Source organism: Corynebacterium casei LMG S-19264 (assembly GCF_000550785.1).
In the GTDB taxonomy this organism is placed as follows: Bacteria; Actinomycetota; Actinomycetes; order Mycobacteriales; family Mycobacteriaceae; genus Corynebacterium; species Corynebacterium casei.
On the sequence record NZ_CP004350.1, the window covers coordinates 2666195 to 2679834 of the forward strand.

15 protein-coding genes are annotated in these 13640 nt (G+C 57.1%); 6 read left to right on the forward strand and 9 right to left on the reverse strand.

The window, feature by feature from the left end; translation table 11 throughout:
• Nucleotides 1–204 precede the first annotated feature (204 nt).
• On the forward strand, nucleotides 205–420 hold the full coding sequence (locus CCASEI_RS12200; RefSeq protein WP_025388115.1) for a DUF3073 domain-containing protein: 216 nt from the start codon (nucleotides 205–207) through the stop codon (nucleotides 418–420).
• A 221-nt stretch (nucleotides 421–641) separates the two neighbouring features.
• Here the strand turns inward: CCASEI_RS12200 and purM are convergent, their stop codons facing one another.
• The 3 genes from purM to CCASEI_RS12215 all read right to left on the reverse strand — a co-directional run bounded on the left by purM (nucleotide 642) and on the right by CCASEI_RS12215 (nucleotide 3694).
• Entirely contained in the window at nucleotides 642–1697 is a 1056-nt protein-coding gene (gene purM, locus CCASEI_RS12205) for a phosphoribosylformylglycinamidine cyclo-ligase (protein WP_025388116.1), read from the reverse strand.
• Nucleotides 1698–1712: 15 nt separating this feature from the next.
• Nucleotides 1713–3212 carry an amidophosphoribosyltransferase gene (purF, locus tag CCASEI_RS12210; protein WP_025388117.1) on the reverse strand — a complete coding sequence of 500 codons (1500 nt, stop codon included), beginning with the start codon at nucleotides 3210–3212 and terminating at the stop codon, nucleotides 1713–1715.
• 83 nt (nucleotides 3213–3295) lie between these two features.
• Complete coding sequence (locus tag CCASEI_RS12215) at nucleotides 3296–3694, reverse strand: sterol carrier family protein (RefSeq protein WP_006823151.1); 399 nt, start codon at nucleotides 3692–3694, stop codon at nucleotides 3296–3298.
• Nucleotides 3695–3831: 137 nt separating this feature from the next.
• On the opposite strand from CCASEI_RS12215, the gene CCASEI_RS12220 reads away from it, so the two are divergent.
• Entirely contained in the window at nucleotides 3832–4782 is a 951-nt protein-coding gene (locus tag CCASEI_RS12220; RefSeq protein ID WP_051461266.1) for an acyl-CoA thioesterase, read from the forward strand.
• A gap of 54 nt (nucleotides 4783–4836) precedes the next feature.
• On the opposite strand, the gene trhA is transcribed toward CCASEI_RS12220, so the two are convergent.
• Nucleotides 4837–5547: a PAQR family membrane homeostasis protein TrhA gene (trhA, locus tag CCASEI_RS12225; RefSeq protein ID WP_035095553.1), complete on the reverse strand. Its 711-nt coding sequence runs from the start codon at nucleotides 5545–5547 to the stop codon at nucleotides 4837–4839.
• A 208-nt stretch (nucleotides 5548–5755) separates the two neighbouring features.
• Here trhA and CCASEI_RS14535 point away from each other — a divergent pair, with 208 nt between their 5' ends.
• Nucleotides 5756–7156: an alpha/beta hydrolase gene (locus CCASEI_RS14535; protein ID WP_025388119.1), complete on the forward strand. Its 1401-nt coding sequence runs from the start codon at nucleotides 5756–5758 to the stop codon at nucleotides 7154–7156.
• A gap of 84 nt (nucleotides 7157–7240) precedes the next feature.
• On the opposite strand, the gene CCASEI_RS12235 is transcribed toward CCASEI_RS14535, so the two are convergent.
• The 3 genes from CCASEI_RS12235 to CCASEI_RS12240 are packed head-to-tail and all read right to left on the reverse strand — an operon-like array spanning nucleotide 7241 to nucleotide 8029.
• The gene (locus CCASEI_RS12235) at nucleotides 7241–7513 is read right to left on the reverse strand and encodes a hypothetical protein (RefSeq protein ID WP_006823155.1); all 273 of its coding nucleotides are present in this window, start codon (nucleotides 7511–7513) and stop codon (nucleotides 7241–7243) included.
• Nucleotides 7514–7541: 28 nt separating this feature from the next.
• On the reverse strand, nucleotides 7542–7763 hold the full coding sequence (locus tag CCASEI_RS15100; RefSeq protein ID WP_006823156.1) for a hypothetical protein: 222 nt from the start codon (nucleotides 7761–7763) through the stop codon (nucleotides 7542–7544).
• A 26-nt stretch (nucleotides 7764–7789) separates the two neighbouring features.
• Nucleotides 7790–8029, reverse strand: coding sequence for a hypothetical protein (locus CCASEI_RS12240; protein ID WP_006823157.1), 240 nt, complete (start codon nucleotides 8027–8029; stop codon nucleotides 7790–7792).
• A gap of 355 nt (nucleotides 8030–8384) precedes the next feature.
• Here CCASEI_RS12240 and CCASEI_RS15495 point away from each other — a divergent pair, with 355 nt between their 5' ends.
• The 3 genes from CCASEI_RS15495 to CCASEI_RS12245 are packed head-to-tail and all read left to right on the forward strand — an operon-like array spanning nucleotide 8385 to nucleotide 10022.
• Entirely contained in the window at nucleotides 8385–8636 is a 252-nt protein-coding gene (locus CCASEI_RS15495; protein WP_225868404.1) for a thiamine pyrophosphate-binding protein, read from the forward strand.
• Nucleotides 8637–8660: 24 nt separating this feature from the next.
• Nucleotides 8661–8804, forward strand: coding sequence for a hypothetical protein (locus CCASEI_RS15500; RefSeq protein WP_225868405.1), 144 nt, complete (start codon nucleotides 8661–8663; stop codon nucleotides 8802–8804).
• Between the two features lie 21 nt (nucleotides 8805–8825).
• Nucleotides 8826–10022 carry a thiamine pyrophosphate-dependent enzyme gene (locus tag CCASEI_RS12245; protein WP_225868406.1) on the forward strand — a complete coding sequence of 399 codons (1197 nt, stop codon included), beginning with the start codon at nucleotides 8826–8828 and terminating at the stop codon, nucleotides 10020–10022.
• 15 nt (nucleotides 10023–10037) lie between these two features.
• On the opposite strand, the gene CCASEI_RS12250 is transcribed toward CCASEI_RS12245, so the two are convergent.
• Both CCASEI_RS12250 and purL read right to left on the reverse strand, forming a co-directional pair.
• Complete coding sequence (locus tag CCASEI_RS12250) at nucleotides 10038–11138, reverse strand: HNH endonuclease signature motif containing protein (protein ID WP_025388120.1); 1101 nt, start codon at nucleotides 11136–11138, stop codon at nucleotides 10038–10040.
• 224 nt (nucleotides 11139–11362) lie between these two features.
• Nucleotides 11363–13639: a phosphoribosylformylglycinamidine synthase subunit PurL gene (purL, locus tag CCASEI_RS12255; protein ID WP_025388121.1), complete on the reverse strand. Its 2277-nt coding sequence runs from the start codon at nucleotides 13637–13639 to the stop codon at nucleotides 11363–11365.
• Nucleotide 13640 lies beyond the last annotated feature (1 nt).

Here is a 13640-nt window from a genome sequence, read left to right on the forward strand (position 1 = left end):
ACGAGTGTATTTAAACGACGCTTTTATTAAATTCACGCCCCAAAGGACCTGCTAAACCCGCAGGTCAAGACCAAGGGCGGGGGTCAGTGCGGCATTTTGCTGCTGTACAGGCTATTGTGTCTAACAGGAACATATACAAGATTACAGCCGATGGGGCGTCCGAATTCCCTGGATTGCCCTACACACCTCAAGGGGGTCATGCACATGGGACGCGGACGCGCAAAGGCAAAGCAGACCAAGGTTGCACGCCAACTAAAGTACAGCACGCCTGATATGGACTTGGATTCACTTCAACGGGAGCTTGCTTCACAGCGCCCGAGTGATTCACGTTCACAGGATGATGACGACGACGGCGATTCATACGACGATTACGTCGATGAATGGGACGACGACCAGGATGAGGATGATGACCGGCGCTAGATCTTAAAAGGCGCCTTCGCAGGAGTGGAAAACCTCAGGGCTTGAAATCTTAGATTATTGCCTTGAGGTTTGAGTAACTCCCCGACTCCTTCCACTGTAAAACACATAAATACCGCACCACTTGGAATTCTTGGTTCCTAGATATTTCCTGCCACCGGTGCGGTATTTGTGTGTTTTTATGCTTCCCCCGGAGGCTTCTCGGCTGACGCCGAGAAGCTCACTTAGAAGTTGGAGTGTTCGCCGTGCATGATGACACCGGCGGTGTCTTCTTCCTTCTTGGTGCGGACGGTGCCCAGCTCCCACGCGTCAAGGTGACGTGCGGTCAGCATGGCTAGGGCGCGGTCGCGGTCTTCTGGGGAGACAATCGCAATCATGCCAACGCCCATGTTGAAGGTCTTTTCCATCTCTTCCAATGAGACCTTGCCGAAGGAGGCGATGGTGCGGAAGATTTCGGCAGGGGTCCAGGTCGCGCGGTTAACTTCAGCGGTCAGGCCTTCTGGAATGACGCGCTCTAGGTTGCCGGCCAGGCCACCGCCGGTGACGTGGCAGAAGGTGGAAACTTCGCACTCAGCTGCCAGTGCCAGGCAGTCTTTAGCGTAGATGCGGGTTGGCTCCAAGAGCTCCTCGCCCAGGGTGCGGCCCAGTTCATCAATGTAGCCATCGAGCGGCAGGCCAGCCTTTTCCAGCAGGACGTGGCGCGCTAGTGAGTAGCCGTTGGAGTGCAAGCCGGAAGAGCCCATGGCGATGAGGACATCGCCATCACGAACCTTGTCCGGGCCGAGCAACTCATCTGCTTCAACAACGCCGACTGCGGTAGCAGAGACGTCATAGTCATTTTCGTCCATGACGCCTGGGTGCTCAGCGGTCTCGCCACCGAGTAGTGCACAGCCTGCCTGCACGCAGCCTTCTGCGATTCCGGCAACAATCTGCGCAACCTTTTCTGGCACAACCTTGCCCACGGCAATGTAGTCCTGCAAAAACAGCGGTTCTGCACCGCAGACAACCAGGTCATCCACGCACATGGCTACGAGGTCAATGCCGATGGTGTCGTGCTTATCCATCGCCTGCGCAACAGCCAACTTAGTGCCCACGCCATCGGAACCAGCAGCCAAGATTGGCTCTTTGTACTCACCGAGCTTGAACAGCCCAGCGAAGCCACCGAGTCCGCCCATGACCTCTGGGCGGGTTGCGCGCTTAGCTAGTGGCGCGAACAGTTCAACTGCGCGGTCGCCTTCTTCAATGTTGACGCCTGCCGCGGCGTAGGTGTTTTCAGACATGTCAGGTCAAACCTTTCAGTTCTTTTCGCCGAGCAAGGTTCGCACAGCGTCAGCATTGGGATTAGCGGTTGGGAGGCCAAGTTCATAGTTGCCATCGAAACAAGCGGTGCATAGCTCATTGATGGGCTGGTGGGTTGCTTCTACCATGTCATCAACGGAGACGAAGCCCAAAGTGTCAGCACCAATAGCTTCGCACACTGCCTTCGTGATGACCTCAGGGTCATCCGTTGGCTCAATATTGGCGATGAGTTCCCCAGGGGAAGCGAAGTCAATGCCGTAGAAGCAAGGCCACTTCACTGGCGGGGATGCAATACGCACGTGAATCTCGGCAGCACCGGCTTCACGCAGCATGCGTATCAAAGCACGCTGGGTGTTGCCACGCACGATGGAGTCATCAACGACAACCAGCTTTTTGCCTTCGATGACTTCGCGCAACGGGTTGAGCTTCAAACGAATACCCAACTGGCGCAGGGTCTGGGTTGGCTGAATGAAAGTACGTCCAACATAAGCGTTCTTCACCAGTCCATGCGCGAAGGTCAAACCGGATTCACGGGCAAAGCCGACCGCTGCAGGGTTGCCGGACTCCGGCACGGGGATAACCATGTCAGCGAACTCAGCTGGGTGAGATTTCGCCAACGCGCGGCCAATATCAACGCGGGTCGCGTGAACATTGCGGCCCTTAATCACGGTGTCTGGACGAGCCAGGTAAACGTATTCAAAGACGCAGCCCTGACGCTTTGGCTCAGCAAACTTCTCGCTGCGGATGCCGGCTTCATTGATTGAAATCAACTCACCTGGCTCAACTTCACGAATGAACTGCGCACCAACGATGTCGAGCGCACAAGTCTCCGAAGCCACAACCCAGCCTTGGGCCAAACGGCCCAGCACCAGTGGGCGCACGCCGTGTGGATCGCGCGCTGCATAGAGAGTTTTGCCGTCCGTAAACGTCAGACAGTACGCGCCCTCAATGCGCGGCAGCAGATCCTTAGCTGATTCGAAGACGGACTTGTCATCGCTCACGCCATGCGCGAGCAAGGACGTCATCACCATGGAATCAGACAAAGACTTTTCATGTTCTTTGTACAGTCCCAGCGCTATGGATTCTTCACGCAGCTCCTGGTAGTTGACCAGGTTGCCATTGTGACACAGCGCGATGTCCACACCGTTTGCGGTGGTGTTAAACATCGGCTGGACATTCGACCACTCTTTGCCACCGGCAGTCGAGTAGCGCGTATGCCCCACGCCCACGGAGCCATGGAGGGAATTTAAAATGGACTCATCGAAAATATTCGAGACCAAGCCCATGTCTTTGAAGACAACGAGGCGGTCTCCATCACCGACGCCGATACCAGCGGCTTCCTGGCCACGATGTTGCAGAGCGAAAAGGCCGAAGTAGCTCAGCTTCGCAACATCTTCACCAGGAGCCCAGACGCCAAAGACACCGCACTCTTCGCGGGGTTCTTGTTCGCCTTGGTCATCTAAATTCACGTCGCTGGGGAAAGTAGTGTTCACCACGACGCTGATTCTACTAAGTTCTGGCCGCGATAACTAACTGTTGCGTACTCAAGGCTGCACGATCGGGGGCGTATGCACGTATTTTATTCAGCGGCTGAACTACGCAGCGGGATAATTGGCAGCCACGCGGCAATCTCACCAGCGCGCGATCCGGAGGCGTCCACATCGGCCTCCTCCCAGCGAATTAGCCCGGTAGCCAATTGCAACCAGGTGCGCGGGGAGCACTCGACCACATTGGGTGGGGTGCCGCGGGTATGCCGTGGTCCTTCAATACATTGAACTGCCACGAAAGGGGGTACTCGCAGTTCCACGGAATGCCCCGGCGCGTCATGTTCCAGCGTGCGCGCGGTGTTGCGCACGGCCTTGGCCAGCTCGTTCCGAGAAGGTGCTTGTGCTGCTTCTGGGTTGCGCAGCCACTGCGCGATGGCATCGACAGCAGCTTTGGTGTCGTGCACGTTCGGCTTGGCTCGTTGGGGACTCATGCGCACTATTATAGTGACCTGCTAATTTGATTCGTATGTCCCAATTAAATTCTGGTGAGCACACGTCCGATACGTCCAAGAAGCAAGAGACTCAGTCGCAGGAGTCCTTGAAGAATCCTAATATCACGCTGCGTTTTATGGCTTCGCCGAACGATGTCCTGCTTGCAGGTTCGCAGGGCATTTCCGGTGGCCGCGTCCTGGAGTGGATCGATAAGGCTGCCTATGCCTGCGCTGTGCAGTGGTCAGGGCAGTACTGCGTGACCGTTTATGTGGGTCATATTCACTTCATGCGGCCGATTGAGTCGGGGCATTTGGTCGAAGTTCGCTCCCGCTTGACGATGACAGGTACGTCGTCCATGCACATTGTCAACGAGGTATGGTCTGCGGATCCACGCGACGGCATTTTCACCCGCGCATGTGACTGCCTGGTGATTTTCGTGGCGAAGGATGCCGATACTCAGCGTCCGACTCCGGTTCCGCCATTCGTGCCAGGAACCGATGAGCAGTTTCGCGTGATGGAGGCGGCAAAGACCCGCATTGATCTGCGCAAGGCCATTGAGGCCGAGATGAACGTTCAGACCTATGACGGCCCATCTGATGCGCCACGCATGGTCAACCGTTTCTTGGCTAAGCCAACGGATATTAACTGGGGCGGCAACGTCCACGGTGGCACCGCCATGGAATGGATCGATGAGGCAGCTACGGCCTGCACCATGGAGTGGTCTGGTGAGCAGACTATTGCCGTGTATGCCGGCGGCATTCGCTTCTACAAGCCCATCCACATTGGTGATCTCATCGAGGTTGATGCCCGCATGATGCGCACCGATAGCCGTTCGATGCAGATGTCGGTGCATGTTCGCTCCGGCGAAGCGCGCGGTGGCCGCGAGAAGCTATCGACTGCCATTCACGCCACCGCGGCTTATCTAGCGATGGACCGTGACTGGAATCCGCTTCCAGCGCGTCAGTTCATTCCGCACACCGAAGAAGACAAGCGCCTGGCAGAACATGCCACTACCCTGCGCAACCTGCGCAGCCAGTACTCCCCGCTTCCACTGGTGCACGCGCCGAACCACCAGCACATCGACTAGCTCTAACGCGCTTTGGGCGCTAAGACCTAGTCGATGTGCTGGCAAGCAACGGATCTAGGTTGCCTGGACTACTGCCATCCACACTGCGACGAGGTGCACGACTGCTGCCGCAATCGTCGCAGTGTGAAAGTGCTCGTGGTAGCCGTAGTATTTGGCGTTGCGCCCTGGCCACTTGAGGCCATAGACCACCGCGCCAACGGTGTAGAACAGACCGCCTGCAGCCAGCAGCCACACCACTGTCAGGCCTAAGTTGGCCCACAAGGTTGGAATGAGCGGAACAACTAGCCAACCCAAGGTGAGATAGACAATGACATCGAGCCAGCGCGGGTGATTGATCCATACCAGGTTCAAAATGACCGCCGCAATTGCGCCGGTCCACGCGATGCCCAGCATCCACGCGGTAGTGCGCGGTTCAAAGGCGATGATGCACAGCGGCGTATAGGTCGCTGCGATAAAGACTGAAATGGTCGCGTGGTCCGCGCGCCGCCACCACTGCACAGCGCGTGCCGTTGGCCATGGCCAGCGGTGATACAGCGCCGAGACAGCAAAAAGGCCGACCAAGCCCACGCCATAGACGGTGACGCCAAGGGCCTCGACCCAGTTGAGCGTCATCCACGAAAAAGTGATGAGCACGGTGGAAGAGATAACTGACAAGATGGCGGCTATCAAATGGCCCCAGCCGCGCGTGAGCGGGCGTGGACCTCTATCGGCAACCCAGATGCTGCGTTGAATACGGTCAGCAACAGCATTGTTTTCTTTGGGCATGGGAGCCTCGGTTACTTCCGTCTCAGGCATATTAGCCTGAGCGGGTTGATGTGGAGCAGATTTCATGGGGGTATCCGTCTCGCGTGTATCGGTATGCAGAGCGCAGTTCTTTCTTCATAGTCTAAGCGACTTGTCCAAAACCTACGCTACCGTAGAGAGACGAAAAGTAAACTATGGTTCGGCGCACATTGATACTACAGTTACAGGAGTGACTATTAATATTCTTCCCTCCCGCCGACTCGGCACGAAGGCAATCACGGCTGCGACAGCAGCAGCGACGCTGGCTTTAGTGTGCATCGCTCCCTCTGCCTTCGCGCAGTCCGGGACTGGCCCCGGCGCTTTTTCTTCTGAGCAGTCTTCAAATTCAGAAACTTCCTCGAACGCGATTGATAACGCGGATGAGTTATCGGCGGAAAACAGCGATAGGTCATCGACAAGCTCTTTTGGCTCTTCTGGCGCCCTGGACCCACTGCTCGCCCCACGCGGCTCTGCCCAACTGCCTGATTCTGTCGGCTCTGGCGATGGCAGCGCAAACGCCGGCTGGCTGGGCAGCGCGGCAACCGATATCCAGTCCCTGCGCAACGGATTGAGCAGTTTCCAAGACGAAGGTGCGTTGCTGGGAAGCGCGGCCCTGGGAAGTTCTCTGGCGGGCAGCTCCGTGGCGGAAGAAGGCAACTACTCCATCGCCAAGGAAATGAGCTCCGACGAAGACCGCGGCGCGGAAGAAACCGTCGATCACGGCCCCGAACCCTTGATGATGGACCAACGCCACGTGGAAGGCAACCTGTGGGAAGTTGATATCTGGTCCCCCGCCAACCAGACCGTGGTGACCAACCTCTTGCTGCTGCCCGAAGACCCCGCACCTGCGCCCTCCCTGGTGCTGATGTCCGGCGCTGACGGCGGTGCCGGTGGCGCCAACTGGGTGAGCGAAACCGACTATGAAGAATTCTTTGCGGACAAGCACGTCAACGTGATCACTCCAATGGGCGGTGGCGCCTCGATGTACGCCAACTGGCTCCACGATGACGCCTATGCCGGGCGCCAACAGTGGCAAACCTACCTGGGCGAAGAAATCCCGCAGATCCTCGACGCTGAGTTCAACAGCACGAACCACAAAGCCATCGCGGGGCTATCCATGTCCGGTGGGCCTTCACTGAACATCGCTGGCGAATACCCTGAGACATTCCAAGCCGCCGGCTCCTTCTCTGGCTTCCCTGCGTCGTCCGGCCTGCTCGGGCGCTTCATGGTCAACTCCGTCATCTCCGGCGGTGAAGGCTCCTCCACCAACGCCTACGGCTTATCATCCTCCGATGCGTGGCAGCTCAACGACCCTTCCTACGACCCATCACAGCTGAGAAATACCCGCGTCTTCGTGGGCACCTCCTTAGGCGTGCCTTCCGCCAACGAACTCCTCGGCGACTGGGGCGGACTCGTGGGCATTGAAGTGGTTTCCCAATACACCTCCAACTACTTCACCCGCGTCGCCGAGGAAGCCGGCGTGGAAGTAGACCGCCACCACGAGTTCTACGGCGCGCACACCTACAGCCTGTTTGAACGGCAACTCTACAAAGCGTGGGACTCCACCTTCGCCCCTGCGCTTTACGAATAAAGCACTGCACGATTTTCCCTGCGGACATAAGAAAAGCCCACCACCGTTTCCTCTCATGGAAGAGGCGGTGCTGGGCTTTGGTTTTTAAATGTCGTCGCAGCCGCGGGTGTCATGCAGGCCGCATTGCTCAATACCAATCAAGGATGAGCCCATGGAGGACAGCATGTACGGGAAGAACGCTGACAGAGAAACTCCGTTCTGAGCTTCTCTTGCTGGGTCTTCCATAAACCCTTGGGAGCTGTTCTGCGCGGACTGTGCGAATGAGTCGACGGCTGGGTTGGCCATTGCCGGCGAGGGTGCCGCGATGCCCACGGCGAGTGCACCGGCAGCGGCGATGGATACGAATTTCTTAAACATGTTCAACTCCTACGGGTGTTGTTTTCCGCTAGCAACGCTGGGTGGATAATGGTCCGCAATGCTCAACGCCGAGCGTCGATGAACCCTCCCTGGGCTTCTCCCGCGGGGTCTTCCACAAACCGCTGGGAGCTGTTCTGCGCGAACTGCACGAATGAGTCGACGCCGGGTTGACCATTGCCGGTGCGGGTGCTGCGATACCAACTGCGAACGCGGCGCCAGCAAAGGCGATGGATGCGACTTTATTACGCATGATGTTCTCCTAGTCCCTGCTCGACGTTACTGCGGAAGAATGTCGACCCCTGCCCAAGAGGACAGGATGAACGGGGCGATGGCGGACATTCCGACGATTCCCAGCAGCACCCCAAGCGGGTCGTTGGCGGCGCCTAGGCCGATGCTTTGCGCGGAGGCGATGGAATTGTTGTTGTCGCCGGTTTCTTGGGCAAGCGCAGGTGCCGGCGCGGCGACGCCGTAGGTAACAGCACTTACAATGACTATCGATGGAATCTTCTTGCGCATGAGATTCTCCTGAAGGTTACTTGTTGCGCCAAGACATAGTTCACAGCTTGTGAATACGCCAGTGTTCGTCACGCTACCAAAGCAAATCAGATATGTCAGTAGAAGAAATCGTTTTCTTCCGACATATCTGCAACGCGACCACCAGCATGAACACAGTTTTCGAACTGGTTTTGAACAGTGACCGCTCAGCAGATCGCCAGTAAGCGCCTTGGCCCAAAGGACTGGACTTTGCATTCTGATTGCTGTCTTCTTAGATTTGTTGCAAGCTATTAGCTGGGACGAGGCCGTGATGTGGTTCGATTACTTCAGCCCTCTCAAGAATTACGAGAGTTCACGTCCAAGGAGTCCCCTTCATATGCACTCAGTCTCGGAAGCTATCGCCCGCATTTTGGCGCCAAGAGTGGACAAATATTTTGGCATCATGGGCAATGGCAATGCATGGTTCATTGATGCGCTTGAGAGACTCAATATCGGGATCATTCCGGTTCGCCATGAGGTGGGAACGGTTGCTGCGGCGGATGCATATCACCGGGTAACAAACGAGATTGCGGTTGCAACCACCACCTATGGACCGGGGTTTACCAACACCATCACCGCACTTGTGTAGTCCGCTAAGGCTCGTGTCCCCGTTTTGCTGGTCACTGGTTCCGCGCCGCAGGACGCTCCACGTCCCTGGGATATTGACCAGGCAGCAATGGTTGCCTCCTTCGGGGTTGAAACCTTTACCGCAAACCCGCACGACGCCGCGCAGCAGACCCACACTGCGCTAACCTAGGCTCTTAGAAACCGCGCTCCTGTGGTTCTGGAGATTGCTCATGACTTGGGGACGTTGGAATGTATAGACCCAGAATTCGAGAACATTCTCCACGCTACTGAAGAGCTTCCACAGCCTGAGGTTGTTTGTCCGAATATGCAGGAGGCCGAAGAAATTGCATCACTTTTGGCTAGCGCGGCACATCCGCTCATTGTCGCGGGACGTGGCGCTAAATCGGCCGCGGCCCAGGTAATTGATTCAGCCAACATCTTGCGCGCTGATGTCGCGACCTCGGCGCCCGCACAAGGATTGTTCAATAGCAACGGAGAATTCCGCAATTTAGGGATCTGCGGTGGATTTGCATCTTCGGCCGCCGCCGCTGAGATTCAAAAAGCTGATGTTGTTTTGGTTGTCGGTGCAGGTCTTAATCCATTTACCATGGCGTTTGACCAGGCTTTCAGCGCTGATGCCACGATCATTCAGATAGGCGTGACAGCACAAGCAACGCATGAACGAGTTAATAGTTTCTTGCGTGCAAGCGCGACCGAAGCAGTAAGCGCCCTTTCCGCTACGCTTCGCAAGCAGAACTTCACCCCAACGCCACGGGCTTTTGCGAATCCAAACCCGAAAAAGCACGATAAAGGAAATCCTCTGGCTCCTGATGGCTGCCTTGATCCGCGCAGCCTAATGGATGCTATCAACAACATCGTTCCTGCCAATCGCCTAGTGGTAACCGACGGTGGACACTTCATTGGCTGGGCAAATACGTATCTTGATGTCCCCGCGGCTGACAACATGGTGCTTTTAGGCACCACAACCCAATCCATCGGCCTGGGATTCAACTCTGCTGTGGGCGTTGCAGCCGCTGCCGGCACAGACAAGATGACCGTTCTGGTTACCGGGGACGGCGGCGGCTTGATGGCACTTGCCGATGCCGAGAGCTTTATCCGCGAAGCACACCGCGGCGTCATCGTTGTTGTCAATGATGCTGCCTACGGCGCCGAAATCCATCGGTACGCTACAAAAGGGATCGACAAAGCACCCATGCTGATTCCCGAAGTAGATTTTGCAGCACTCGTAGGTGCTTTCGGGGCACGGTCTAAAATCATTCACGCCCTGGAGGACCTAGAGGACTTTCGCGCATGGGTCAACAGCGATGAACCGGAAACATACTCGTTAGACTGCCGGGTTTCCCGCGATATAATCGCACCGTTCATGCAGGAGCTCATGAAGAACTAGCCAAGGCATGGAGCATTAGATTAAGTCCAACGCCCCCATCCCGCCGAGGTCATGAGTGTTGCCCACGAGCCTTCCTCCTGGGGTTAAAAGCTTGACTTTGCCGCGGTGGCGAACCATTCGCCCTCTGCTCTTTTCATGGCGCACGCCTTGTGCGCCATCGTCATTCACGCCGTTGTGATAAGCACACAGCGTGCTGAGATTCGACGGATTGGTTTGCCCGCCGTTCTTATGCGCGTCCAGGTGGTGGACCTGGCAGCGATCCGCTGGCACGTTGCAGTCCGGCCACGGGCACACGAGATTCTCCGCCTTACATAAAGTCCGCTGCTTAAACGACGCGAACCGTGCTTCATAGAGATTGACCGGCCCTGCAGTCGGATGGAAGAGTCCGGCGTAGATTTTGTCGCCGAGTGCACCAGAAATCGCAAGGTTAACGATCTCCGCGCCAGTCATGGTGGTGCCGTCGGAGGCGCCGATGATGGATTCGTCGCCTTCGCCGCGGATGATCTGCGCGGATTGGTCCAAGCCGATAGCAATAACGGTGCGGTATTCCGGTTTGAGTATCCCTCCGCCGCCGTCGATGTGTTTCCAGAACGCTTCCAACAGCGCTTTCTTCCTCGGTTGCTCAGTGGTTTCTATCGCGTCGAGGGTCTTCATCAAGTCAGTGATGCGGCGTTGGGTATCAGTCACGGTCATGGTGCGCATGCCGTTGTTGGCTTGGCTCACTTTTACACCGGGCCCTTTCGGTTTCTCACCTTGGATTTCTTTCACCCGCCGGTTGCCGTAGGCATTGACTTCCTTGTAGCTGCCCTCGTGTGCGATAAGTTCCGCGCGCAGTTTCCAGGCTGCGCCGCGCTTCTTCAATTTCTTGGCGTGTCTATTGACCATCACGAGGTGGTCGAGGCTGAACTCGCGTTGTTCGGCGAGCGCTAAAAATTCGCGCTGCAGGCGCGGGGAGTCGGCGGGGCCAAGAAGGGCATCGGCGAGCTTGGAATACTCTTTTGCCTTTGGCAGCACGATGCCAAAGCTTTCCAAGTCATAAGGAGAGTGCTCGTAAGCAAGACGGAGAAAGCCAATACCCTGGGTGTAGACGAATTTGATTGCGTGAAGAAAGTCCATAACTCAGACGCTAAACCGACAGCGCAAGCCCGCACCAGAGCAAGCCTGAAAACCTGTGGATAACTACGTTGACGCGTCACCCAAACGGCTAACTTATCCACAGGCGAGGCAAATTTGCCCTGGGAACGGCAAACCCGGCCCTTCCTTAAACGAAACTGCTCGTGGAAGCGCCGGGCGTTTAGCCTGGCTAAGCAGCTGCGTGAAGCAAAGCTGCTTAGCGGCGTTTACTCAACCACGGAGTTTGCGCCAACGGCGTGGCCGAAGAGGTTTGGCAGGGTCGCGGACCATGCTTCACGCAATTCGGCGGTGGCGACTTCCTCACCGGCGAAGGTGAAGGTGCCGGAGTCGTTGGTGGTGCCCACAACAACGGCTGGGATGCCCAGCTCGGATGCGCGGGTCAGAACACCATCAAGGTGGTCAGAGGCCGTGGAGATTAGAACGCGGGATGCGGACTCGCTGAACAGTGCGGTCAGTGCGTCCTCGTGGACGACGCTCAAATCGAGGTCTACACCAACGCCGTTCTTCTGAGCCATCTCAAATGCCGCGATGCCCAAGCCACCCTCAGACAGGTCGTGGGATGCAGCAACAGAGGTGTTGCCCACGAAGAATTCAGCCAGTTTGGCCTCATTCGCCAGATCCACCTGTGGTGGCAGGCCCTGCAGGCCGCCGCCGGAGACCTGCTGCCAGATGGAGCCGCCGAACTCTTCCTTGGTTTCACCCAGCAGAACCAGGGTTTCTGGCTCTTCAATACCGCCCAGGTCATGAGCGATCGCGTTGTGAACATCGTCGATGACACCGAGTACGCCTACCACTGGGGTAGGCAGGATTGGTTCATCACCGGTCTGGTTGTAGAAGGAGACGTTGCCGCCGGAGACTGGAATGTTCAGTTCCTTGGAGCCGTCCGCCAGACCGTGGACTGCCTCGCGGAACTGCCACATCACGTCGGTGTTTTCTGGTGAACCGAAGTTCAGGCAGTTGGTCACCGCGTAAGGACGCGCGCCGGTGACAGCAACGTTGCGGTAGGCCTCAGCCAAAGCAAGACGTGCACCCATGTTGGGGTCCAGCTTGGTGTAGCGACCTGATGCATCGGCAGAAATTGCAACACCGCGGGAGGTTTCCTCATTAATGCGGAGTACGCCAGAGTCAGACTGCTTCGCCTTCACGGTGTTGCCGCGCACGTAGCGGTCATACTGCTCAGTGATAAATGCACGCGATGACAGCGCTGGGGAGGAGACCATGTCCTTGAGCGCCTGAACCAAAGACTCAGGGCGCGCAATTTCAGGTGCCTGCTGCAACGCCTCCTGCCACTGTGGGCGCGCGTATGGACGCTCATACACAGGGCCTTCATCGATGGTTGAAGGAGGAGCATCAATAACCAGTTCACCGTTGTGGTAAACGAGGTAGGTGTCCTTGTTGTCAGTAACCTCACCGATTTCAGCGCAGGTCACGTCCCACTTTTCACAGATTTCGCGGAACTTCGCCACGTTATCTGGAGAGACAACCGCGCACATGCGCTCCTGGGATTCAGAAGCCAGGATTTCAGCCGCGGACATGTTTTCCGCGCGCAGAGGAACGTTGTCGAGGTTGACCACCATGCCGCCATCACCAGCTGCTGCCAGCTCAGAGGTAGCACACGCAAGTCCGCCGCCGCCCAGGTCCTGAATACCAACAACAACGCCGGCAGCATAGAGCTCCAGGCAGCATTCAATCAGAACCTTTTCCGCGAATGGGTCGCCTACCTGCACGGCAGGAAGCTTGCGTTCTTCGCCCTCTTCGAAGGATGCGGAACCCAGAACGGAGACGCCACCGATACCGTCAAGGCCGGTGCGGGAGCCAAACAGCATGACCTTGTTGCCGGTGCCGGAAGCAAATGCCAGCTTCAGGTCTTCCACGCGCAAGGTGCCTACGCACAGTGCGTTGACCAGTGGGTTGCCGGCATAAGACTCATCAAAGACGGTTTCGCCGCCGATGTTTGGCAGGCCCAAGGAGTTGCCGTAGCCGCCGATACCGGAGACAACGCCCGGCAGAACGCGTGCGGTATCAGGCGCGTCAGCGGCACCGAAGCGCAGCTGGTCCATCACTGCGATTGGGCGCGCGCCCATGGCCATGATGTCACGAACAATGCCGCCCACACCGGTCGCAGCGCCCTGATATGGCTCCACGAATGATGGGTGGTTGTGGGATTCCACTCGGAAGGTCACCGCGTCACCGTCGCCGATGTCCACAACGCCGGCGTTCTCACCAATACCGGCAAGAATCTTCGACGCCATTTCCTCGGTAGTGGTTTCGCCGAAGTAGCGCAGGTGGGTCTTGGAAGACTTGTAGGAGCAGTGCTCAGACCACATGACGGAGTAAACAGTTAGCTCAGCATCGGTTGGGCGGCGGCCCAAAATGCTGACAATCTTGTCATACTCGTCTTGCTTGAGTCCCAGCTCTTCCCACGGCTGCTGCAGTTCAGGAGTGGCTTTTGCGTTATCTACTGTGTCATTGGAAACAGTCATG

Coding starts and splice junctions, on each gene's coding strand:
- CCASEI_RS12250 (WP_025388120.1), bottom strand. CDS start 11,138: ATGGACTTTCTTCACGCAATCAAATTCGTCTACACCCAGGGTATTGGC.
- purM (WP_025388116.1), bottom strand. CDS start 1,697: ATGTCTGAAAACACCTACGCCGCGGCAGGCGTCAACATTGAAGAAGGC.
- CCASEI_RS15495 (WP_225868404.1), top strand. CDS start 8,385: ATGCACTCAGTCTCGGAAGCTATCGCCCGCATTTTGGCGCCAAGAGTG.
- CCASEI_RS15100 (WP_006823156.1), bottom strand. CDS start 7,763: ATGCGTAATAAAGTCGCATCCATCGCCTTTGCTGGCGCCGCGTTCGCA.
- CCASEI_RS12240 (WP_006823157.1), bottom strand. CDS start 8,029: ATGCGCAAGAAGATTCCATCGATAGTCATTGTAAGTGCTGTTACCTAC.
- CCASEI_RS12200 (WP_025388115.1), top strand. CDS start 205: ATGGGACGCGGACGCGCAAAGGCAAAGCAGACCAAGGTTGCACGCCAA.
- CCASEI_RS12220 (WP_051461266.1), top strand. CDS start 3,832: ATGGCTTCGCCGAACGATGTCCTGCTTGCAGGTTCGCAGGGCATTTCC.
- CCASEI_RS12235 (WP_006823155.1), bottom strand. CDS start 7,513: ATGTTTAAGAAATTCGTATCCATCGCCGCTGCCGGTGCACTCGCCGTG.
- purL (WP_025388121.1), bottom strand. CDS start 13,639: ATGACTGTTTCCAATGACACAGTAGATAACGCAAAAGCCACTCCTGAA.
- CCASEI_RS12215 (WP_006823151.1), bottom strand. CDS start 3,694: ATGAGTCCCCAACGAGCCAAGCCGAACGTGCACGACACCAAAGCTGCT.
- trhA (WP_035095553.1), bottom strand. CDS start 5,547: ATGCCCAAAGAAAACAATGCTGTTGCTGACCGTATTCAACGCAGCATC.